At 60.7% G+C, this 20,776-nt stretch carries 20 protein-coding genes; 3 read left to right on the top strand and 17 right to left on the bottom strand.

Going from position 1 to position 20,776, the window contains the following annotated elements; translation table 11 throughout:
- Positions 1-11: 11 nt before the first annotated feature.
- Together HMPREF2826_RS04950 and HMPREF2826_RS04945 are read left to right on the top strand one after the other, a co-directional pair.
- A complete protein-coding gene (locus HMPREF2826_RS04950; protein WP_070639699.1) occupies positions 12-845 on the top strand; it encodes a bifunctional hydroxymethylpyrimidine kinase/phosphomethylpyrimidine kinase in 834 nt (277 codons plus the stop codon).
- Entirely contained in the window at positions 845-1,060 is a 216-nt protein-coding gene (locus HMPREF2826_RS04945; RefSeq protein WP_070639698.1) for a hypothetical protein, read from the top strand. Before HMPREF2826_RS04950 ends, HMPREF2826_RS04945 begins: the two co-directional genes overlap by 1 nt.
- Here the strand turns inward: HMPREF2826_RS04945 and HMPREF2826_RS04940 are convergent.
- The 10 genes from HMPREF2826_RS04940 to HMPREF2826_RS04895 all read right to left on the bottom strand — a co-directional run bounded on the left by HMPREF2826_RS04940 (position 1,041) and on the right by HMPREF2826_RS04895 (position 12,557).
- Positions 1,041-1,772: a hypothetical protein gene (locus HMPREF2826_RS04940; protein ID WP_070639697.1), complete on the bottom strand. Its 732-nt coding sequence runs from the start codon at positions 1,770-1,772 to the stop codon at positions 1,041-1,043. The genes HMPREF2826_RS04945 and HMPREF2826_RS04940 overlap by 20 nt on opposite strands.
- 25 nt (positions 1,773-1,797) lie before the next feature.
- Positions 1,798-4,269 (bottom strand): phenylalanine--tRNA ligase subunit beta, encoded by a 2,472-nt coding sequence (gene pheT / locus HMPREF2826_RS04935; protein ID WP_070639696.1) that lies wholly within the window; start codon positions 4,267-4,269, stop codon positions 1,798-1,800.
- Between the two features lie 94 nt (positions 4,270-4,363).
- Positions 4,364-5,431, bottom strand: coding sequence for a phenylalanine--tRNA ligase subunit alpha (gene pheS / locus HMPREF2826_RS04930; protein ID WP_070639694.1), 1,068 nt, complete (start codon positions 5,429-5,431; stop codon positions 4,364-4,366).
- A 371-nt stretch (positions 5,432-5,802) separates the two neighbouring features.
- Positions 5,803-6,627 (bottom strand): HAD family hydrolase, encoded by an 825-nt coding sequence (locus HMPREF2826_RS04925; RefSeq protein ID WP_070639692.1) that lies wholly within the window; start codon positions 6,625-6,627, stop codon positions 5,803-5,805.
- 373 nt (positions 6,628-7,000) lie between these two features.
- Positions 7,001-7,801, bottom strand: a complete 801-nt coding sequence (locus tag HMPREF2826_RS04920) for a metal ABC transporter permease (protein WP_070639690.1) — start codon at positions 7,799-7,801, stop codon at positions 7,001-7,003.
- The gene (locus tag HMPREF2826_RS04915) at positions 7,794-8,600 is read right to left on the bottom strand and encodes a metal ABC transporter ATP-binding protein (protein WP_070639688.1); all 807 of its coding nucleotides are present in this window, start codon (positions 8,598-8,600) and stop codon (positions 7,794-7,796) included. The genes HMPREF2826_RS04920 and HMPREF2826_RS04915 overlap by 8 nt, the downstream gene beginning before the upstream one ends.
- A gap of 1 nt (position 8,601) precedes the next feature.
- Positions 8,602-9,609, bottom strand: coding sequence for a metal ABC transporter substrate-binding protein (locus HMPREF2826_RS04910; protein ID WP_371440586.1), 1,008 nt, complete (start codon positions 9,607-9,609; stop codon positions 8,602-8,604).
- A gap of 116 nt (positions 9,610-9,725) precedes the next feature.
- Positions 9,726-10,154: a Fur family transcriptional regulator gene (locus HMPREF2826_RS04905; protein WP_058271170.1), complete on the bottom strand. Its 429-nt coding sequence runs from the start codon at positions 10,152-10,154 to the stop codon at positions 9,726-9,728.
- A 620-nt stretch (positions 10,155-10,774) separates the two neighbouring features.
- Positions 10,775-11,635, bottom strand: a complete 861-nt coding sequence (locus HMPREF2826_RS04900; protein ID WP_070639686.1) for an HAD hydrolase family protein — start codon at positions 11,633-11,635, stop codon at positions 10,775-10,777.
- 145 nt (positions 11,636-11,780) lie between these two features.
- Positions 11,781-12,557: a DeoR/GlpR family DNA-binding transcription regulator gene (locus tag HMPREF2826_RS04895; protein ID WP_070639684.1), complete on the bottom strand. Its 777-nt coding sequence runs from the start codon at positions 12,555-12,557 to the stop codon at positions 11,781-11,783.
- A gap of 267 nt (positions 12,558-12,824) precedes the next feature.
- Between HMPREF2826_RS04895 and HMPREF2826_RS04890 the strand changes: the two genes are divergently transcribed.
- The gene (locus HMPREF2826_RS04890) at positions 12,825-13,676 is read left to right on the top strand and encodes a class II fructose-bisphosphate aldolase (protein ID WP_070639682.1); all 852 of its coding nucleotides are present in this window, start codon (positions 12,825-12,827) and stop codon (positions 13,674-13,676) included.
- A 111-nt stretch (positions 13,677-13,787) separates the two neighbouring features.
- On the opposite strand, the gene HMPREF2826_RS04885 is transcribed toward HMPREF2826_RS04890, so the two are convergent.
- From HMPREF2826_RS04885 to HMPREF2826_RS04855, 7 genes are all read right to left on the bottom strand, one after another.
- Positions 13,788-15,890, bottom strand: a complete 2,103-nt coding sequence (locus HMPREF2826_RS04885; protein WP_083307270.1) for a BglG family transcription antiterminator — start codon at positions 15,888-15,890, stop codon at positions 13,788-13,790.
- A gap of 104 nt (positions 15,891-15,994) precedes the next feature.
- Positions 15,995-16,477 carry a PTS sugar transporter subunit IIA gene (locus tag HMPREF2826_RS04880; protein WP_148138336.1) on the bottom strand — a complete coding sequence of 161 codons (483 nt, stop codon included), beginning with the start codon at positions 16,475-16,477 and terminating at the stop codon, positions 15,995-15,997.
- 19 nt (positions 16,478-16,496) lie between these two features.
- On the bottom strand, positions 16,497-17,759 hold the full coding sequence (locus tag HMPREF2826_RS04875) for a PTS transporter subunit IIC (RefSeq protein ID WP_070639677.1): 1,263 nt from the start codon (positions 17,757-17,759) through the stop codon (positions 16,497-16,499).
- A gap of 15 nt (positions 17,760-17,774) precedes the next feature.
- The gene (locus HMPREF2826_RS04870) at positions 17,775-18,083 is read right to left on the bottom strand and encodes a PTS sugar transporter subunit IIB (RefSeq protein WP_070639675.1); all 309 of its coding nucleotides are present in this window, start codon (positions 18,081-18,083) and stop codon (positions 17,775-17,777) included.
- A 50-nt stretch (positions 18,084-18,133) separates the two neighbouring features.
- Positions 18,134-18,811: a ribulose-phosphate 3-epimerase gene (locus tag HMPREF2826_RS04865; protein WP_070639674.1), complete on the bottom strand. Its 678-nt coding sequence runs from the start codon at positions 18,809-18,811 to the stop codon at positions 18,134-18,136.
- Positions 18,812-18,859: 48 nt separating this feature from the next.
- The gene (locus HMPREF2826_RS04860; protein ID WP_210388971.1) at positions 18,860-19,921 is read right to left on the bottom strand and encodes a galactitol-1-phosphate 5-dehydrogenase; all 1,062 of its coding nucleotides are present in this window, start codon (positions 19,919-19,921) and stop codon (positions 18,860-18,862) included.
- 103 nt (positions 19,922-20,024) lie between these two features.
- Positions 20,025-20,726, bottom strand: coding sequence for a ribulose-phosphate 3-epimerase (locus HMPREF2826_RS04855; protein ID WP_070641146.1), 702 nt, complete (start codon positions 20,724-20,726; stop codon positions 20,025-20,027).
- Positions 20,727-20,776 lie beyond the last annotated feature (50 nt).

Raw genomic sequence — 20,776 nt, 5'->3', positions numbered from 1 at the left:
AGAGAGCGTCCATGGACAAGCAGGTGCTGCTGGTGAGCAACCTCATAGAGGCGGGCAAGGAGGGCGTCGCCGCCATGTCGCCCATCCTCTCGTACATGGGCTTTCCCGCCAGCAAGCTTCCCACGGCCCTGCTCTCCAACTCGCTCGACTACGAGCACTTCGAGCTCATGGACACCACCGAGCACATGCGGCGCACCCTCAAGGCCTGGGACGCGCTGGGCTTTTGCTTTGACGCCGTCGCCGTGGGCTTCATCGCCTCCAGCGAGCAGGCGGACCTCGTGAGCGACTATTGCAGCCGCTACGAGCGCGAGGATGTGTGCATCCTCGTTGACCCCATCATGGCCGACGACGGCAGGCTGTACCGCAACCTGGGCGGGGACACCGTCGCGAGCATGCGCACGCTGGTGAGCGGGGCGAGCCTCAGCGTTCCCAACTACACCGAGGCCTGCCTGCTCACCGGCACCGACCATACGACGAGTCCCCTGACGCGTCGCGAGGCCGACCGGCTGCTTGACGACCTGCTCGCCCTTGGCCCCCTCTCCGCCCTCGTCACGAGCTGTTTGATGGAGGGCGTGGGGCACTGCGTGATCGGCTACGACGCCTTTCTGGACGAGCGCTTCGTCCTGCCCTATGAGCATGTGGACGCAAACTTCAGAGGCACGGGCGACGTCTTTGCCGCCGTGCTTTTAGGGCGGCTCCTCCAGGGACAGATGCTGGCGAGCTCGACGCAGTGCGCCATGGATGCCGTGCGCGAGATGATTCGACAGGGCGCCGGCGCGCGCGACCCCCGCCTGGGCCTGCCGATCGAGGAGCTGCTCGAGGTCGTGGACGAGGTGATGTGCTGATGGGCCCTGCCGGCGGAGCTGCCGCCCCGCCCGTTGCCGGCTCCACCCCAAAGGAGCGCCGCGCCTTCGTCGACCGCAGCCACCCCTGTCTGTCCGACTGCGACCTCTGCGGCCTGTGCGCCGCCTTTCATGGGCAGGAGCCACGTGACGCCTTTGCCGACTACATCGACGGCAGGTTGGAATACCTTGAGGTGGCTAGGCGTCTGCGGCGCTAGCGTGCGGGAGGGGCGTCCGCAGGAGGGGCGCGTCGGCGCCGAGGCGAGCATAGGCGGCAAGGCCCGCCTCAAGGCGCTCGTGCACCGTCCTGAACATGCGGTCGAACTCCGCAGGCTGGATGAGGCTGTACGTGGGGGGCGGACCTGACCTTTCGTGCGAGTGGTTCGAACGCACGATGCGACGGGCCGACGCCACCGCGCGACGCAGGTCGTCCCTCTCGATCGCATACTGCGGAAAGCCGCGCGCCTCACTCACGAGACGCTCGCTCATGGCGCATTGCATCGAGATTCCCAAGGTGTGGCCAAACAGGTCGAAGTCGTGCTGCTTGCGCCTGCGCGTCATGTCGCCGGGAACGACGCCGCGACGGGCTATGAGCAGGTTGACCTCATGGTTGTAGCCGTTGTCCGCCACGAGGTGACACCAGGCGCCCAGCACGACGTCGCTGACCCTGCCCCCCTCGTCGGCGCTGGGAAGGCCATAGCGCTCCCAGAACTCCCAAAAGCGCGGCTCGGGCACATGCCCTGGGTCCACGAAGTGCGTCTCGCGATAGGGCAGGCGGTGCGACAGGGGGCTGACCATGTAGCCCACGTACACGTCCGGAACATAGTTGCCAAACAGGAAGGCGTTTGTGTCACGGATGCCCAGCTCCCCGGGGTCGTGGTCCCCAAGGAGCCGTTCCACGTGCGCGGTGTGTACGTTCCAGCTTGGCATGGTCGGCAGCCTGCGTCCCTGACCGCTAGCTGCGCACCTCACCACCCGTCGACCTCATGACCTTCTTGATGAGCCTCTCATGGGCCTTGTCCACCTCGGCCGAGGTGAGCGTGTGGTCCGCCGCGCGATAGGTGAGCGAGAAGGCCATGGACTTCTTGCCCTCGCCCACGCGCACGGGGTCACGATACACGTCAAAGAGGCGCACGTCCGTCAGCAGCTTGCCGCCGGCGCTCTTGATGCGCTGGGACAGCTGCTCGTAGCTCATCGCCTCGTCGACGACGAGGGCGAGGTCGATGGAGACGCCCGGCAGCGTCGGCACCTCCTCATAAGGCAGCTCGCGGCGGGCGAGGCGCTGCAGGGCCGCGACGGCGAGCTCAAAGGCCACCACGGGCGCATCGATGTCAAAGGCGGCAAGCGCGGTGGGGTGGACGTTGCCCACCCAGCCGATCAGCTCGCCCTGAGCGAGCACTTCGGCCCCCCTGCCGGGCTGCAGCCATCCGTAGGTCGCGGGGTCGGCCGGACGGAAGCGCAGCTTGGTAACGCGCAGGGCGTCAAGGAGCGTCTCGACGACGCCCTTGGCGTCATAGAAATCAAGGGACTCGTGCTTGGCGCACCATTGGTCATCGCCCCAGGAGCCGCTGAGGACGCCGGCGACGTAGCTGGGCTCCGTCGGCTGGCTGCGTCGCTCGTGACCAAAGAACACGCGGCCTATCTCGTACAGATGGACGTTCTCGACGCCATGGTCGCGATTGTAGGCGACGGAGCGCAGCAGGCCGGCAAGGAGATTTCGCCGCATCTGGGACTGGTTGTCCACCAGAGGGTGCAGGATCTTCACCGGGACGCCCCTGCCCTGCTCGCCCATGCCCAGGCGTGTGAGGTCGTCGGGGTCGGCAAAGTTGTAGGTGCTGGTCTCGGACAGGCCGCAGGAGCGCAGGACCTGGCCAATCTGGCGGAGTCGCCGCTGCTCGCAGGTCAGGCCGCCCGCATGGTTGCGCGCGGCGGGAAGCGTAGGCTCGACGTCGCCCTCGCCCCACAGGCGCAGCACCTCCTCCACGAGGTCGATATCGCGCGTGAGGTCGGGGCGGTTGCTGGGTGCCACCACGACCAGGGCCTGCGTGTCATCCGCGCCGCGCGAGACCTCGCAGCCCAGGCGCTCGAGGCGCGACGCCATGAACGCGGTCTCTATGGGGGCGCCGCAGAGGGCGCGGACGCGGTCGGGACGCAGCTCGATCGTGACGCGCTTCGTCACGAGCGGGTACTCGTCCACCCTGCCCTCGCACACCTGGGCCGAGCAGCAGGCCTCGAACAGGGCGGCGACGACGTCCGCGACGTCCGCGCAGGCGGAGGCGTCGACCTGCCGCTCGAAGCGGATGGACGCCTCGCTCATGAGGGTGAGGTTGCGACTCGTGCGGCTGATGTGGCCCGCGTCAAAGCGCGCCGCCTCGAGCAGGACGTCAACGGTCCCCTCGTCGATCTCGGAGTTCTGGCTGCCCATGACGCCGGCGAGGCAGATGGGCGCATGGCCGTCGTCAGTGATGACGACCATGTCGGACGTGAGCGTGCGCGTCTGACCGTCAAGGGTCACGATGCGCTCGCCGTCGGCCGCCGCGCGCACCACCACATGGCGCCGACCGTCTCGCTCGCTGAGCTTGCCCAGGTCAAAGGCATGAAGCGGCTGGCCGGTGAGAAACATCACGTAGTTGGTGACATCGACGACATTGTTGATGGGACGGGCGCCGGCCGCGATGATGCGGCGCGCCAGCCACTCGGGGCTGGGGCCGATCTTGACGTTGCGGACGACGCGGGCGGCGTAGCGGCTGCAGAGCGACGGGTCCTGGATGCTCACGTCCACCAGGTCGGCCGTGCGACCGAACTCGGCGGACTCGCGGGCGATGCGAGGCAGCTCGACATGGGTGTCCTCGTCCAGGACGGCCGCGACCTCCGTGGCCATGCCTGCCATCGACAGGCAGTCGGGACGGTTGGGGGTGATCTCGCAGTCGATGACGGTGTCGCTCAGCTTCTGCCACGAGACGAAGTCAACGCCCACGGGCGCGTCGGCCGGCAGGATCATGATGCCCGCATGGTCGGAGCCGAGCCCCAGCTCGCGGCTGGAGCAGTTCATGCCGCAGGAATCGACGCCGCGGAGCTTCCCCTTCTTGATCGTGACGCCGCCCGGCAGCGTGGCGCCCACGAGGGCCGTGACGGTCTTGTCGCCCTGCCTGAAGTTCTGGGCGCCGCAGACCACCTGGAGGGGCGTGGGGTTGCCCTCCTCGTCCACGTTGTAGGGTCCCACGTCCATCTTGCAGACGTACAGGTGGTCGGAATCAGGATGCAAGCTCCGCTCGAGGACCTGGGAGGTGACAACCTTGGTGATGTCGGCGCCGACGCGCTCGACGGCCTCGACCTCCGTGCCGGTGCGGGTGAGCGCGGCGACGAGGTCGGCCGGGTCGTCGGGAAGGTCGACCATGTCCTTGAGCCATTCATATGAAACGCGCATGGTGTCTCGCTTTCTGCTCGCGCGATGGGGTGTGATGACAGGCGGGTGGGGCCCGTCGCCGGACGAGCCGGGCGGTCGGGCCGTCCGGCGGCTCCTAGAACTGCCTGAGGAAGCGCATGTCTCCCGTCATGAGCATGCGCAGGTCGGGCAGGTCGTAACGAAGCGCCGCGACGCGCTCCACGCCGATGCCGAAGGCAAAGCCCGTGTACGTCTCAGGATCGATGCCCACATACTTAAAGACGTTGGGATCGACCATGCCGCAGCCCAGTATCTCGAGCCAGCCCGTGCCCTTGCAGAAGCGGCAGCCGGCGCCGCCGCAGACGCCACACGACACGTCCACCTCGCAGCTTGGCTCCGTGAAGGGGAAGAAGTGCGGGCGGTAGCGCGTGGCGCGGTCCTTACCGAAGATCTCGCGACAGAAGTGGTCGAGCGTGCCCTTGAGGTCGCCAAAGGTGATGCCCTTGTCCACCACGAGGCCCTCCACCTGGGTGAACTGGGGAAGGTGATTGGCGTCGGCCGTGTCGGGCCTGAAGACGGTGCCCGGGCAGATCATGTAGATGGGAGGCTCCTTCTCCTCCATCACATGCACCTGGACGCCCGAGGTCTGGGTGCGCAGCAGCACGTCGGACTCGCCGAGGACCGAGACGCCCTTGCCCTCGGGTGCGTTGTCCGCCACGTAGAAGGTGTCCTTGGCCGATCGGCTGGGATGGTCCTCCGGGGCGTTGAGCGCCGTGAAGTTGTAGTAGGCGGTCTCGACGTAGGGGCCGTCCTCGACGGTGTATCCCAGGTCGCAGAAGATGTCCTCGATCTCCTCGCGGATCTGCGAGATGAGGTGCTGGGTGCCCAGCGACAGGCGCCTCCCGGGTAGCGTGACGTCAACCTCCTCGGCGGCGATCTTGGCCGCGAGCGCCTCCTGGGACAGCTCCTCCTTGCGCGTCGCGATGGCGCGCTCCACGTTGGCGCGCACGGTGTTGGCGAGCCGGCCCATGGCGGGACGCTCCTCCTTGGGCACCGACCCCATGGAGCGCATGATGGCCGTGAGCGAGCCCTTCTTGCCCAGGGAGCCCACGCGCACCTGATCGAGCTCGGCCAGGGTCCGCGCCGCGCGCAGCCTCTTTCCCACCTGTTCCTGAATGGCCCTCAGGTCGTCGGACAATGCCATACCCAAACCCCTCTCGTCAAAAAAACGCCCCTGAGCACATGCCCAAGGACGGATGATCCGCGGTACCACCTTGCTTGTCGCGAGCGTTGTCTCTCGCGCGCGACCACTCGTTGCGCCCCGTGTCGTGGGACGGCCGGCTCACCTACTGGGCGACGGGCGCCGCGGTCGTGCCCGTGTCCGGGCGGCTGCCTGCGCGTCTCGCCGTTAAGCTCGCGGCTGCTGGAGTGAACTCCTGTCGCCGACCCACGCAGGCGCCTCTCAGCCGGTGGGCGCCCTCTCTTGTTCGCAAGTCACGCGGCGACAGAACCTCTCCGTCGTTGCCTTGGGTCATGGTAGCACACGCGACGCCCGCCCGCGCCGACATCACGACGTCACGCGCGCAGGTATGGCGTCTCCCCCGCCGCCAGGGCCTCGATCATCTGGACCGCCGCCTCGTCCTCGCAGCGACCCAGATGGTACGTCGCCGCCTCCCAGGCGTCAGGCGCGGCACCCTCCACCGCAAACGACACGGGCACATACGAAAGCATCGAGACGTCGTTGCCGCCGTCACCGAAGACGGCCACCTGATCGACGTCAATGCCCAGATGGTGGCAGAGGACGTCGATGGCCGGGCCCTTGCCCCAGCCGTTCGTGAGGATGTTGAGCCAGCCGGGCTGCGGGACGTCAAAGTCAAGTGTCGGCACGAGGTCGTGCAGGCGCCCCGCAAGGTCATGCATCTGTGCGAGCGTCCCGTCAAAGAAGACGTTGGCCTTGACGATCTCGCAGGCAGGCACGGCGTCCGCGACGATGGCGCGCGAGCCATATGAGGGGAAGCAGGCCGTGAGATCGTCGAGGCTTCCCTGCACCAGGACGGGCGTCTGGTCGTCAAAGCACACGAGACCGGTACCGTCCATCGTCGCGAGGACCTTCGCCAGCCGGTCAAGCACGCCGTGGTCCAGGGTCTCGACATGAATGCGCTCGTCGTCCAGGTAGACTTCCATGCCGTTGGAGGCAAGCGCGTCGGCGCAGCAGGACTCGTCGCCCCTGAGCAGCGGGGGCAGCCACTTGTGGCCCCTGCCGCTGGCGGGGCCTATGTGGATGCCGGCATCCATGGCGGCGTGGAAGGCAGCCACGCACCTCTCGCTCACCTCGGGCTGGCCGTAGGGCAGGATCGTGCCGTCGATGTCCGTCAGTATGAGCTTGATGTCATGCGCCATGGCCGCCTCCGGGTTCTCGTGCCGCCGCGTCGTGTGCGGAGCCCCGTTTGAGTATAGGAAATCTTGTGCGCAGAGGGTGGTCGAGGCCGTGGGCCACGCCCAGGGTCATGTGGGGACGACGATCCTGCCGCACGCGAGCGCGAGGCACCCGCAAGAACGCGGCGTCGGCGAGCGCGGACGAGCGGCACTGCGCGAACACGACACCGGCAGGCGCAGGCGCGGCGGCACTGCGCGAACACGACATATATAACAGAATCGGCCCGATTTAGGCCGCATTCTGTTACGTTCGTCGTGTTCTGGCTAAGAGGCGAGGCCAAAGGTGCCGGTCGGCGGAAATGGCGGCGCTTGGGAGGCGACCGACGCCATACGTAGGCTAGCGCCCCAGGCCAAGCAGACGTCTCACGCCCATGGTCATAAGCAGCAGCGCAACGGCCAAAAGGACGATGGTGCCACCAGGCTTCAGGCCGGCATAGTACGAGACGACCAGCCCGCCTGTGGTGGTGACGAACCCGACGGCGCTCGAGATGATGCAGGTCTGCCTCCAGCTCCGTGCCAGCTGGAGGGCACAGGCCACCGGCACCACCATCATCGACGACACGATGAGCGAGCCCACCGTGCGGGACGCCACAGCGACCACGAGGGCGACGACGAGCACGAAGGCGACGTTTGCCACGACCACGGGAACGCCCAGCGTGCGAGCCTGTCGCTCGTCAAAGGACATCAGGAAGAGCTCGCGGCGGGCAAGAAGGCAGAATGCCGTCGCCAGGACGCTCACGACGACGATGCCCACGGTCTCTCCCTGGCTCACCGTGAGGATGCTGCCAAACATGAAGCTGCTGAAGTTGGCGGCGTTGGGCACGAACCCTGAGAGGACGCCCGCCAGGCCGATGCCCGTGGCCATGACGATGGCAACCGCCAGCTCGGACTGCTCGCGAAAGCGCCGGCGTAGGCCCTCGATGCACAGGGCGCCGGCCAGGCAGGCCACCACGGCCCCGGCGACGGGGCTGACGCCCGCGACAAGACCGCCCGCCACCCCCGCGAGCGAGGTGTGCGAGAGCGCGTCACCGATCATCGAGAGGCGCCTGAGCACCACGGTCACGCCCACGAGGGGAATGGCGACTCCCAAAAGCGCGCCCACCAGAAGGCTGCGCTGCATGAAGACGTACTCAAGCACGATGTCCCCCGTTCCGTCCCGCCTCGGTGACGACCCCGGGCAGGTCGGGCGCGCATGCAACGTCGCCCGCGCGGCCGCCGTCTGCGTCCGCCTCGCCGCCCGCGCGGCCGCCGCCCACATGTATCACGCGCGCCCCCAGGAGCGGCAGCGCCTCAAGGTCATGCGTCACGAGGAGAATCGCCATGCCCCTCTCGCGATGGGCGGCGCCCAGCAGGTCGTAGAACGTCCGCCTGCTCTCGGCGTCGAGCCCGTTGGTGGGCTCGTCAAGCACTAGGAGGCAGGGGTCGCCCACGAGCGCGCAGGCCAGGCGCACGCGCTGGAGCTGCCCGCCCGAGAGCTCGCTGACGAGGCGCCGGCCAAAGTCCTGCATGCGCACGAGCCTGAGCGCCTCGGCGGAGCGTTCCAGGCGCTCGCGACGACGCAGGCGCCTCCCGCTTGCGTATTGGCTGGCGTCCACCAGCTCGCCCACGTTGGCGGGAAAGCGCGACACCGCCTCGCCGGGCAGTTGCGGCACGTAGCCCACGCGCTCCCAGTCCTGGAAGCGCGTGGGGTTCTCGCCAAAGAGCCTCACGATGCCGGCGTCGGGGGCAAGCTCCCCCACCACCACGCGGGCGATGGTTGACTTGCCGGCTCCGTTGTCGCCCACCAAGGCGCAGATTTCGCCCGCGTCCACCCGCACGTCCACGCCCTTGAGCACCTCGGTGCCCCTATACGAGAAGCGCACCTGGCTCAGCAGCACCGGCGTACCGTCGGCGTCGTGGGCATGCCCCCGTCGTTGGCCCTCTGACGGACGTCCCATCTTAAGAAAGCGCCTTCTTAAGCTCGTCGAGGTTGGACCTCATGACCGAGAAGTAGTCGTCGCCTGCGGCAAGCTCTTCGTCAGACAGGCCCTCAAGCGGGTTGAGCACCTCTACCTTGGCGCCCGTGGCGTCGGCGATGGACTGGGCCACCTTGGGGCTCACGAGCTCCTCGGAGAAGATGGTCTTGACGCCGTGGGCCTTGACGAAGTCCACGATCTTGGCCATGGCCTGGGCGTCGGGCTCGGCGTCCGCCTCGATGCCCTCGATGGGCATCTGAGTCAGGCCAAAGTCATGGCAGAGATAGCCGAAGGCCTCGTGGCTCACCACGATGGACTTGTTGGGCAGGGGGTCCAGACCACTCCTGAACTCTTCGTCGAGGGCGTCCAGCTTTGCCGCCCACGTCTCGTAGTTGGCGTCATAGGTGGACGCTCCGTCAGGATCGACGGCGACGAGCCCGTCGCGAATGTTGGACATCTCCTGCTTTGCGACGCGAGGCGAGAGCCAGCAGTGCGGGTCGGTGTCCGAGACCTTGCTCGGGTCGCCGCCGGAGCTCTGCTCTTCCTCCTGCTCCTCCTTCAGGGCGTCGGCGGAGAGCTTCAGGAGGTCGGCGCCCTTGCTGGCCTCGACGGCCTTGGGGACGTCGCCGCCCAGGCTGGCGAGCGTGTCGTCGACCCAGTGCTCCATGCCCGCGCCGTTATACACAAGGAGCTTGGCCTCGCCCAGCGTACGCATGTCGGCCGTCGAGGGCTCCCACTCGTGGGGTTCCGTGCCGGCAGGGACAAGGCAGGTCACGTCCACGCGGTCGCCGCCGATCTTGGAGGCAAAGTCATACATGGGGTAAAAGCTCGCCGCGACCTTGATCTTGGTGGCGGAGCCAGCGGCGTCGGGGCCCGTCGATGGCGCAGCCCCTTGCGAGGCGCAACCGGCAAGCAGCGTGCCTGCGGAAAGGGCGGTAAGGCCCAGGAAGCCGCGGCGGGTCATGAAGGGCGAATGATCGAGCTGTGACAGGATGGAAGACAAGATGACTCCTAACCAAAGGGGACGTATCGTTTCATGCCTTGACCGACGTCGGTGGCACGGGGGCCTCGCGTGCCGGCGGCGCAGCCTCGCGCGTCGGCGCCACCCTACCTGCGGGCGGCCTCGGCGCAGACGTCGCAGTAGCCGTATAAGACCGTGCGCGACTGCTCGATGGCAAAGCCGTGCTCGCTCCTGACGTGCGACACCAGACGCAGCAGCATGTCGCAATCAAGGGGAAAGACCTTTCCGCAGCTCAAACATACCATCTGTCCCTCGTCAGGGCGAGATGGGTCGATGAGCCGGTATCGTGACTCTCCCCCGCCAGGCGCGACGACCTTGGCGACAGACCCCGACGCGACCAGGGACTCAAGGGCTCTGTAGGTGGTCGTGCGCCCCACCGTCGAACCCTCCCCCCGCATGAGGCCAAAGAGCTCATCGACGCTCAGGTAGCGGTCTGCATGGGACTCGATGAAGCCCATGACCTCCTGGCGCTGACGCGTGTTATAGGTGCGCCTCTTTGACGTTCTCTCCGGCATGCGCTGATCGCTCCTCTTTGGTGCCGTGGGCCGCTCATGCGGTCTCCGACACAATCAAAATCGGAATCTGTTTTCATATTACGTCGGGATGGGTGGATTGCAAGTCTTGGAACTCATTCACAAAGAAGACACGTCGGGGAGAAGGACGCAACGCGGCGGCACGGACGATAAGCAGGCGGCGGCACGGGAGGCGAATGAAGACAGCCCGGCTTGTCCTCAAAGGACTACTGCGGAGCCAGGTCGAGCCTTCTAGCAAGGCCGAGGTCGGTGCTCCGGACTCCAATACGTTTGAGAGCACGTTCGACGAGTTCCAATACGTTTGAGGATGGATCGGGAGAATACTAATAAGTTTGAGAATAAAAGGCGATTCTTACCTGGGCAAATGCAGCGTCAATTTCGCAAACTTATAACTTTATCGACCAGGTGCTCTCAAACGTATAGGTATGAGGTCCAGCAACTCTCAAACGTATAGGAGAGTGGCCCGAGAACTCCCAAACGTATAGGTGTGCGCCGCCGCCACTCGCAAGCCAATAGCCACAAGAGCCGCAAGGGCTGCGAGGGCCGTAAGAGTCGCCAGCGCCGTGGACCGCCGTCCGCCCCAAGCGCAACGTTTGGATCTCTTACGCGACGCCCCCACCCATGAAGGCGGGAAGCCCGTCCGTCTCTGCCGCCTGGGCGATGTCTTCAAGGGCGGCGGCGACGGCATCCTCCTCTGAGGGCCCAATGTGCCAGCGGGCAGCCTGGGCGACCACGTCAGCCGCGTTGGCAACCGCCACGGAGTTGGGCACCGCCTCTATCATGGAAAGGTCGTTCTCGGAGTCACCAAACGTGGCAACCTCATCCAGGTCAATGCCCAGCTCAGCTGCCATCCAGCGAACGGCGGCTCCCTTGTCCCACCCCGCAGGACTGATGTCGATGAAGGGAGCCACAAGGCTCGGGAACACAAACCCCAGCTCGGGCAGCTCCTGACGCAACAGGTCGCGAATCTGGGCCATCTCGTCGCGGTCGCAGGCGCAGTGGATGTTGCTCTTGAGCCAGCTTGTGCCACCGACGGCGGAGACGACCGTCGTCTCCATGCCCGCACCGTCCATAAGCTCATCCACCAGCGCGCCGCGGCGACGCGTGACAAAGACGGGCGCGCTGTTGCCGTACACGTCATACGTGGCAAGAAGAGCGGGCGCCCCTCTCCCGTCCAAGAGGTCTGCCACCTCCTGCAGAAGCGCAGACTCCAAGGACTCCTCGTGCACGATCTCGCCGTCAATGCGCACCACCTGCCCGTTGGCGAAGGCGCCCGTGGCAAAGCAGCGCCCCTCGTCGGCAAACATCCATCCCATGGCGTCAGGCACGCGCCCCGACACCGGCCCAAAATGGATGCCCCGGTCAAGCAGGGACCCGATGGCCGCAATCGCCCGGTCGCTGGCGCTGGGGGCGCCATAGGGAATGAGGGTGTCGTCAAGGTCGGTCAGCGCAAGTTTGATCATGGTCCTCAATCTCTGTCAGTCGCCGTCTGTCCCGGTCGATGCCCGTCGGTCTCCAGGCCGTGAGCGCACAATGTGGGTCGCAGACGCACGGGCGTCCCCCTTAGTCTAGCTCGCCGCAGGATGGGCGAGCCAAGCCAAGCAAAAACTATGCAACCACAAGCCCCACGTCCAGCCCCTCGAGCTCTGCCGCCACGAGCCCCTGGGGGTCCTCGTCCATGACGACGGTCTCCACGTCCGCAAGACCCCCAAAGCGAATGAGCCCCCGAGCCCCCACCTTACTCGCGTCCATGAGGCAGACCCGGCGGTCCGCACCCCCCAGAAGAGCGCGCTTGAGCTCGGCCATGCTCGGATAGTCGGTCATGAGACCGCAGCCGCGCACATAGGAACCTGGGCATACGAAGGCGACGTCGGCATGGAGGCTCGCGAGCGAGGCGAGCGCGAGAGGGCCGGTCGTATACCGGTGAGCCTTACGCACCATGCCGCCCAGCAAGATAACGTCGCAGCTGGGCATGGAGCTGTCAATGAAGTCTGCGATGGTGAGGTCGCAGGTCACGATCTTGAGTCCCGCATGCAGCGAGAGCGCCCTGACAAGCTCGAGCGCAGTGGTGCCCGAGTCCACGAGCAGGGTCTCGCCATCCTGAACCAGGGCAGCGGCACGGCGTGCGATGAGGCGCTTTGCCTCCACCTGCACCCCCAGGCGCTTCTCCTGAACCGAGACGGTCAGCCTCCGCGAGAGGGACACCGCCCCGCCATGGGTGCGCTTGAGCTTGCCGTCACGCTCCAAGGCCGCAAGGTCGCCACGGATGGTCACAGGAGACACCCCGAACTCTGCGACAAGCTGCTGCACACGCACGGACGACTCGCGCTCCACCAGCTGGAACAAGGCGGCACGACGCTCCTCAAGACCCAATCTTTTCTCCATCAAGACCTCTCTTGTGGTGATTGTGTGACGCGATACACATGTCCTCTAAAGCCGATTGACTTATGTTTGCTTACGATTCTATGCCGCTAGGAAATAACACTTCATGCCTGTTTAAGATTAGGAACAAAAAATTATTCTTACTTGTTACTTGCTTTCATATTCTATAACTTTCGTTCTTCGTAATACTATAACTAAAAACGTAAGTATCTGTATCATGGGGTCAGTACACAGCCGATGGGGCCTGCGCGCCCCTGAAGGGAGACCACCATGCTTGTGACCACCAGGGAGATGCTCGAGCGAGCGCGCGAGGGGCGCTACGCCGTCGGCGCGTTCAACGTAGAGAGCCTTGAGTTCGTGATGGCCGTCGTCAGGGCGGCGGAGGCCAAAAGCTCTCCCGTCATCATGCAGACCACGCCGGGCACGGTCAGATACGCCGGCCTCGCCAACCTTGCCGCAATGGTGCGCACGGTGGCAGAGAACGCGAGCGTTCCCGTTGCCCTGCATCTTGACCACGGCGACGGCTTCGACCGCTGCATGCAGGCCATCCGTGCAGGCTACACCTCTGTCATGATTGACGGCAGCCACGTGCCCTTCGAGGACAACATGGCGCTCACCGCGTCGGTCACCAAGGTCGCCCGTGCCATCGACCTGCCCGTGGAAGCGGAGCTCGGCAAGGTGGGCGGCAAGGAGGACGACGGCCCCGCCGTCGAGGGCGAGAACCCCTACACCGACCCCGACCAAGCCGAGGAGTTCGTGAGACGCACCCAGTGCAGCTCGCTGGCCGTCGCCGTCGGCACCGCGCACGGCGTATATTCGGGAACCCCCCACGTCGAGCAGGGCGTCCTCAAGGCCATACGTAGTCGCGTTGACATTCCCCTGGTGCTGCACGGGACCTCGGGCGTCCCCGATGAGCAGGTCGCGGAGGCGATCAAGAACGGCATCTGCAAGGTGAACTACGCTACCGAGCTGCGTCAGGCCTTCATGGGAGGCTTCATGGCATACATGACCGCCAACCCCAACGCCATCGACCCCAAGAAGCCCGCCGCGCCGGGCATGGAGCGCATCCAGGCGGTCGTGGAGAGCCATATGGACAACCTTGGGTCCACGGGCAAGGCGTAAACGGCAAAACACGAAAAATGGGGGCCAGACAATACCCATCTGGCTTCCGCAGCACATCTCCTCGCTTCAACATGACAGGGTTGTGACTCAGCCAAATCCGCTCGGCATCAGCTACATAGAGGAGGCGCTGTAATCCGTCAGCACCTCAACGATTCTCTGGTATGCTTCCTCGGAGGATTTTGAGAATCTAATCGAAGCAAGGTCAATCCGATTGTTTCCAAGCTTGATAACCTCCTGGAACAAACCAAGGTATGCCTCTCCACCTTTTGTCTGAGAAAAGAAAAACATCAGGTGAACCGCATCATCGATATCATCAAATTGAATGCCGTCCGGACAGATAAGCAGACTGATGCCGTCTTTTTCAACTCCATCTTCGCTTCCGGCATGAGCAAGGGCGATGCCCTGGTTCACTACGATATAGCTACCATATTCTTCAACGTTTGAAATTGCCTTCTCCACATATGACTCTTGAACGAAGCCTCCTTTTTGAAGCCTCTCGGAAGCAAGCAGGATCGCGTCTTTCCACCTAAGGGGACCGTTCTCTATCCGCACGCCATCAGAGTTGAGCAAGTCAAGAAGAGGAGAGTTTTCTTTGGTCCTGCTTTCCAGTGTTTCCAACTGATTGATCAACTCTCCGATTGCCCTGTTAAGATAATCGACCTTCTTTCTGTTTCCGACCGAAAAAATTGACGCCACCGCCGCAAGCCCTCGTGATGACACCTCGAGTTCGCTCTCATCGGCCTTGCTGCAGGTAAATGCCAGCTTTTGGATGGCATTGATATCCTCAATGGAAAGAACCGGGCTTACCACTGCAACGGGACAGGCCTCGGAGTTAATGGGAACCGTTGAAATGATGAAGTCGATCGATGGAGCATGGTCGTTTTGGCTGTCGAAGACATCGGCGGAAAGGTCCACGCTGGCAATATCGAGATTAAAATAACGCTTAACCTGAGCCGCAAGGTAGTTTCCCGCCGCTCCCGAACCAACCGATACCACGCGAACACGACACGTACGACGTTCGCTTTCACCTCGATACAGTGCCGCGCATACGTGAACGATGAGGGACGCCTTCATGTTGTCATTCAGCGGGTAATGCAGGAAGTGCTCAATTACGGAAAAATGAGGTCGGGCCGCGGCCATGACCATGCTCATGAGCGTGTTTTCTGCAATATCGCTTCCTATATCAAAGTCATCTGACGACCAGTCAGCGAAGCCCTTTACATGAGAAATCAGAGATTCAACAAGTAGGCCGTCATTTTGCAAATCGATGTTAAGGTCACGCCCCACCAGGAGAAGGAAATGCGTCACGGCGCAATACAAGTCAAAGTCCTCCACCTTGTGAACCTGTGGCGCCAGACTGTTGGTGAGAATCATTTGTTCAGTGGCATCAATCCAAGTGGCGCTGACGTGAGGTGGGCCGACGGCAGCGCACACCTCCTTAATGAGACGTCCGATAAGATCAAGCTCGGTTTGGGGGGCGTCTTTCATTTGAGCATCAGAATACGCCTCTATCCCAAAATTAAGCATCACAAACATGCAGGCAGTCATAACATTGCGCGAGCTTGGGGAGACAAGAGAGTTATTTCTCCTGAGAAACTCAGTTTGCCGTCTAGCTATTTCGCCCATCGGTATTGCAAGGTTAAACCTACGAGTCAAATAGTTGATAAAGAAACTCTCCTCGCATTTTTTCTCAGCCAAGAGGGACGTAAAAACCGTAACCAAGATTTCCAGCTTTATCTCGCGCGCGACCTCTACCCGCATGCCATACTTACTTCTACTGATTAATCTCGCATTCCGCGAGGCAAGGAATGACTGGACGGCCTTGATGTCGTTTATCACGGTATTTCTGGCCACATACATGCCATCAGCCAATTTTTGTGAGCTGACCCAACTTTCAGAAGGCAAAGTAAGCAGTTCAAGGATAATAAAGTACATCCTCTCCCGCGTGGAAAGTGCATAGTCGCACGGTCCCATCTCGTTAATAAGCGCCCTCAGCTCATCAGGGGGCACGTCCGAAGAGAGACAGACATGCAAGGGAGTTCGGGTAAAAACAGGCGTCCCATTGGGAGACCTTACAAATGAATCAATTGCATTCAAATCGATCTGAAGTGTTTTTAGAGAGATATGATAGTCGTCAAGCAGCGTTTGGACACGAACGCGACGAGAGGTCGCCTCACAAAGACGCAGCAATATCTCCGTACAACGTTTTCGCATGATAAGCTCCTCCCTTCCTGAATAACGTATGGCACGTGGAGCTAACAAAAGAGCTAGCTCCACGTGCCCCAAGAGTCATCCCGCCGCATCGCACCGACTTATCATTAACACTCAAACTGCTGAGCAAGAAACGCTGGGACCATCTCGATATCCATCACCTCAAGTTGCCGCATAACATCCTGATTCTGGAGCAAGGAAATTGTTTTTGAAAGAAACTCAAGATGATTGCCCGGTAAGATGGCAAGGTTAAATACGTGACGAGTGAGAATCCAGTCTTCGTCATCATCCATCCTGTAGAACTTGACTTTATTTCTCAACCTCAAGTAGCACAGCGTACTTCGTAGAATTGCGTCTGACTGACAGTGAGGTAGCGCTACGGGAATATCCGTCGGAAGACCTGTCGGATAATCCAGCTCTCTCTTAATGCACTCGTCAGCAAAATCACTCGTCACACACCCGGCTGACTCAAGAGCATGGCCGCAGAGCAAAATCGCTTCATCTGCCGATGCCACGTCCCCTTCGATTGCCAGAAACATATGACGGGCCTGAGAATAAGCACTGCTCATTTCCGTTCTCGAGCCTTTCAAGAATGCGTCCTTAGATTTACTAGATACCCAGCAGCTTGGCAATGAACTCCACGATCAAGCATCCCGGGTTATAGCCAAAGTGGGAGGCAGTGACCAGTCCTCCACCAAAATCGACACCACACGCCCTCAGCATTTCAGTGGCATAGGGAGCAAACATGTTTGCGAAGAAGAGCATAAGATACATGAAAACCGTCATGATGACCAATGTGCGGAAGATGTTCCCCTTACTGGCGAGCACCGCCATCGGAGATACATAGCACACCTCAGCAAGAATGGCTGCCGGGAAGAACCGCATGCCAGGAATAAGGAAAGAAAGTCCCACAGTAATAGGAATCATGATGGACGTGCAGGTGATGCACGCAGGGTCGCCAAGGCCAAGGGCGATATCCATGCCAACGTAAATCTCGGAGTCTGCATCAAGATGCTTGTTTGCGAATTCTGAGGCACCAGCCCCGATGGGGGAAAGGCCTTCCATCATGATTGAGACCATGCGAGGAATAAGCACGAGAACAGCGGCCATCCCCGCCATGAGCTTGAGTATCGAGGCAAGATCCTGCTGAGTGAGCACACCCAGGAAAAGGCCGACAAACAGACCGATAATGGCAGGGTCTCCAAGAATGCCGATTTTTGAGGAAAGCTTTTCGATGTTAAGATCAATCTTGTTAATCCCGGGAATCACGTCAATGATCTTGTTAATCAGCATCGCAAGGGGATATTCGTAGACGATGAAGCCTAGGCAGGTGCAGGCTGTCCCCTCGAGGCCAAAGAACTCGCCCCACTGCGGAGCGCACCATTCGGCGATGAACAGGTCGATCACGGAAAGCGCAAGGGTTACAAGAAAGCCAATTACCGGACTGTCGAACAAGACCCAAGCAAGTGCTCCCGGTACCAGAAAGTGCATGAAGTTCCAAATATCGACGTTGAGAACCTTCGTCCATTTCAGCCGTATAAGGATGATGTTGACCAAGATAATCGCGGGAATCACAAAAATCGCGTAGGGTGCAGTCCAGCTTGCGCCACCTAATGCGGCAAATCCGATTTCCGCTACGTCGTATCCTGATCCCAAAACCTTGTAGAAGTCGAACACAGGCTGCATGGTAGAGAGCAGGAACGTAATGATGAGCACGATGCCCTGAAATCCAATGCCTACCAGCAGGCCAGATCGAATTGCCTGTGAAGGCCTCATACGAAACAGAATTCCAAGCAACGCAATTACCACGGGCAACATGACTGCTGCGCCCAAATTAACAAACTCCTTAAAAAACCCAAGAACAAAATCCATTATCTTCCCCCTCCACTACTTCTTACTACTTTGGACGCTCTTCAACAGTTCGACCAATTGCGAAGCGCACTTTGCCTTGTTAATACCGGAAATCAGTGGAAAGACGCTCATGTAGGGCTTTTTGAGCGGATTGCGGTAGTTTGCCGTTGTGAGTACAACATCAACGTCGTCCTGCTTGTGAGGCACTTCAGAAATGGTCCCCTTAAAGAGCTGGATAGGAATGCCCTCACTCTTTGCTATCTCCTGGACAATGCCTTCCGCCACGGTCGAGGTGGCCACGCCACTCCCACAGGCGACAAGTACCTTTATTACTTGTGCTCCCATATTTTGTCCCTTCACTACGCTGTCAAATAGCCAATTGGATTGCGCCGTTTCTATTGTTCGTGAAGCGACCTCACAATCTCCTGGTAGCTGGAGTCCTTTCCAAAGAGGCCAGCGTTTCCGAGACAGAAGCCATCAACCCCTTTTTCCCAAAGCACGGGCACGTCCTCGAAGGAAACGCCTCCATCAACGAGAATTTTGTAGCCGTAATAGTCTTTTGCCGCTGCAAGCTCATCAATTTTCCTGTCGACAAACGGAAGGGCCGTCTGACCTGAGAAACCAGGGTTTACTCGCATTACTAATACGAAGTCGGCAACGTTAAGGGCCTCTTTTGCCGTTGAGAAAGAGGTGCAGGGGCTAATGGCCAAGCTCGACTTTGCTCCCATGTCGCGGATGTGTTGAAGCGTCCTTGTAACCTGGCTGTCTTCCTCACCGTGCACGTGGATAATCTGTGCCCCAAGTCCGACGAAGAGGTCAATGTAGCGTGCGGCCTCCCGAACCATCAGATGCACGTCGCACACATTGTCGGTGAGTCGCCGAATTGCGCTTACGTCCTGAGGTCCTAAAGCGATGTTCGGCACGAAGCTGCCATCCATGATGTCCAGATGGTAGAGATCGATTCCAGCGCGGTCGAGTTCGCCAACGGTCCTCTCCAGATTGATGAAGTCGGCGCAGTTCATACATGCGCCAATTATCTTCTCTCCTTGCTTCCAGTCGTCAGCTGTATGCATTGCAATCCTCCCGTCAGTGAGCTGGATAGGGCATATATCAGAAAAGGCTTACGCACAGTCGATGAGAATCTTTCCTTTCACTTGGCTTGGAGTTCGGAATTGATCAAACGCTTCTGCAATGCGTGACAATGGATAACGCCTGTAAATGAAGGCGTCATCAAACGGCAGCATGCCCGACTTGAATGCCTTCGCAGCAAGAGTCCATTCATGGCCGGGGAAAGATGCCGAGTAGCTCAACCAGGAACCCGTAAGAGTAAACTCCTTCCTATTGAGCTGCTCCCACTCCTCAACGCTAAAGGTGAGGTCCTTATTTATCTTGCCAATGAGGCAAACTTGCCCCTTTTTCGCGACGATTTGAAACGCCATCCTCATCGTCTGGATAGCTCCCGCAGTTTCGTAAACATAGTCATAACCTGACCCGCATGTGATGGCATTCACTTGAGATTCAAAGTCATCATTCAGGCTATTGACTGTGCTAGTCGCGCCCACTTTTCGTGCAAAGCTCAGCCGTTCCGGCACAATGTCAAAAACCGTAATTTCACGTGCGCCGAATGCCTTAGCCCACTGAGCCGTCAGGAGTCCGATTGTCCCGCCTCCGAGAATGGCGACGGTCTTCCCGCCCTTGAAATCCAAGCGCTCGAGACCATGGAGCGCAATGGTGGCAGGCTCGATGAAAGCTGCCTGTTCGAAAGAGACTCCCGAATCAATCTTTACCGCGCAGCAGGCAGGTATAGATACGTACTCGGCAAAGCTACCGGGTCTGCGCGTTCCAATGAAACTGTAGTTTTTGCACAGCGCGTAATCTCCCCTCGTACAAGAATCACAGCTCATACAAGGTACGAGAGGCGCACCCGCAACGGCATCTCCTTGCCTTAGCCCCTCAACACCTTCGCCAATCTCTTCAATGACTCCAGAGAACTCATGTCCGAGGATGATTGGGTAGAAGTGCGCACCATCACCGAATACCCTCGGAACATCCGACCCGCAAATCCCGGACTTCATAACTTTTACCAGGACTTCGCCAGGCTCGGGAACAGGCCGCTCCACCTCTTCGTACCTAATGTCGCCTTTTCCGTGAAGTACTGCGGCCCACATAGAGTTCCTTGACATTACTATCCCTCCTGTAACGTGCGAACTAGATAAGCATCCTTCGCTACCGAAGAATCTATTACCTCGCACCTGTTATGTTTAGGCCAAGGTGATGACGTCCCGCTTACCCAAACTGTTCCAATCCATCCATTTGTGCTTGAGAAGAGCCGACCTGTTCCAGCGCGGCACGCAGCTCAGCCACGCGAGTTGAAACTTGGTTGCCCTCAAACAAGAATCCGCCAGAGACGAGCACGTTGGCACCAGCGTGAGCTGCAATTTTTGCGTTTCGGGCGTCAACTCCCCCGTCAACTTCTAAATCAATCCCGCGCTGCCCAATCCATTCACGGATGCGCCTGATTTTGTCTACCGTTCCCATATGGAATGATTGGCCTGATTCGCCAGGATTGATGGTCATCTGGAGAATCATGTCAATGCCGCTAAGGAGAGAGTCGTCGACGACGTTTGGGCTCGTGCTGGGGCACAGTACAATACCTGCTCCACGTCCCGCTTTCTTAGTCCGTTCAATGCAGCTAGTTAGCCGAGCAGTTGACTCCACGTGAAAGGTGATGATGTCAGCGCCGGAAGAAAGAATCGAGTCGAGAATTCTCTCCGGCCGATCTACCATGAGGTGCACGTCCAAAGGTAGAGAAGTCATCCTTTTTATTGCAGCTACATGGTCTGGACCAAATGCCATCTTGTCGACAAAATGGCCGTCCATCACGTCAACGTGAAGGAGGTCGACCTGTGTCAGCTCAAGCTCGTGAATTTGGTTTTCCAGTTGTCTCAAGTCTGCTGCAAAAATAGAGGGTGCTATCTTGTAGTCCACGCCGTTCACACCACCCGTCCCAATTGATTTCCCAAGATTTGTCTTGCCTC

It is taken from the genome of Olsenella sp. HMSC062G07 (genome assembly GCF_001811895.1).
In the GTDB taxonomy this organism is placed as follows: Bacteria; Actinomycetota; Coriobacteriia; order Coriobacteriales; family Atopobiaceae; genus Olsenella_F; species Olsenella_F massiliensis.
The sequence above is the reverse complement of the archived record's forward strand: the minus strand, read 5'-3'. Positions and strand labels throughout refer to the sequence as shown.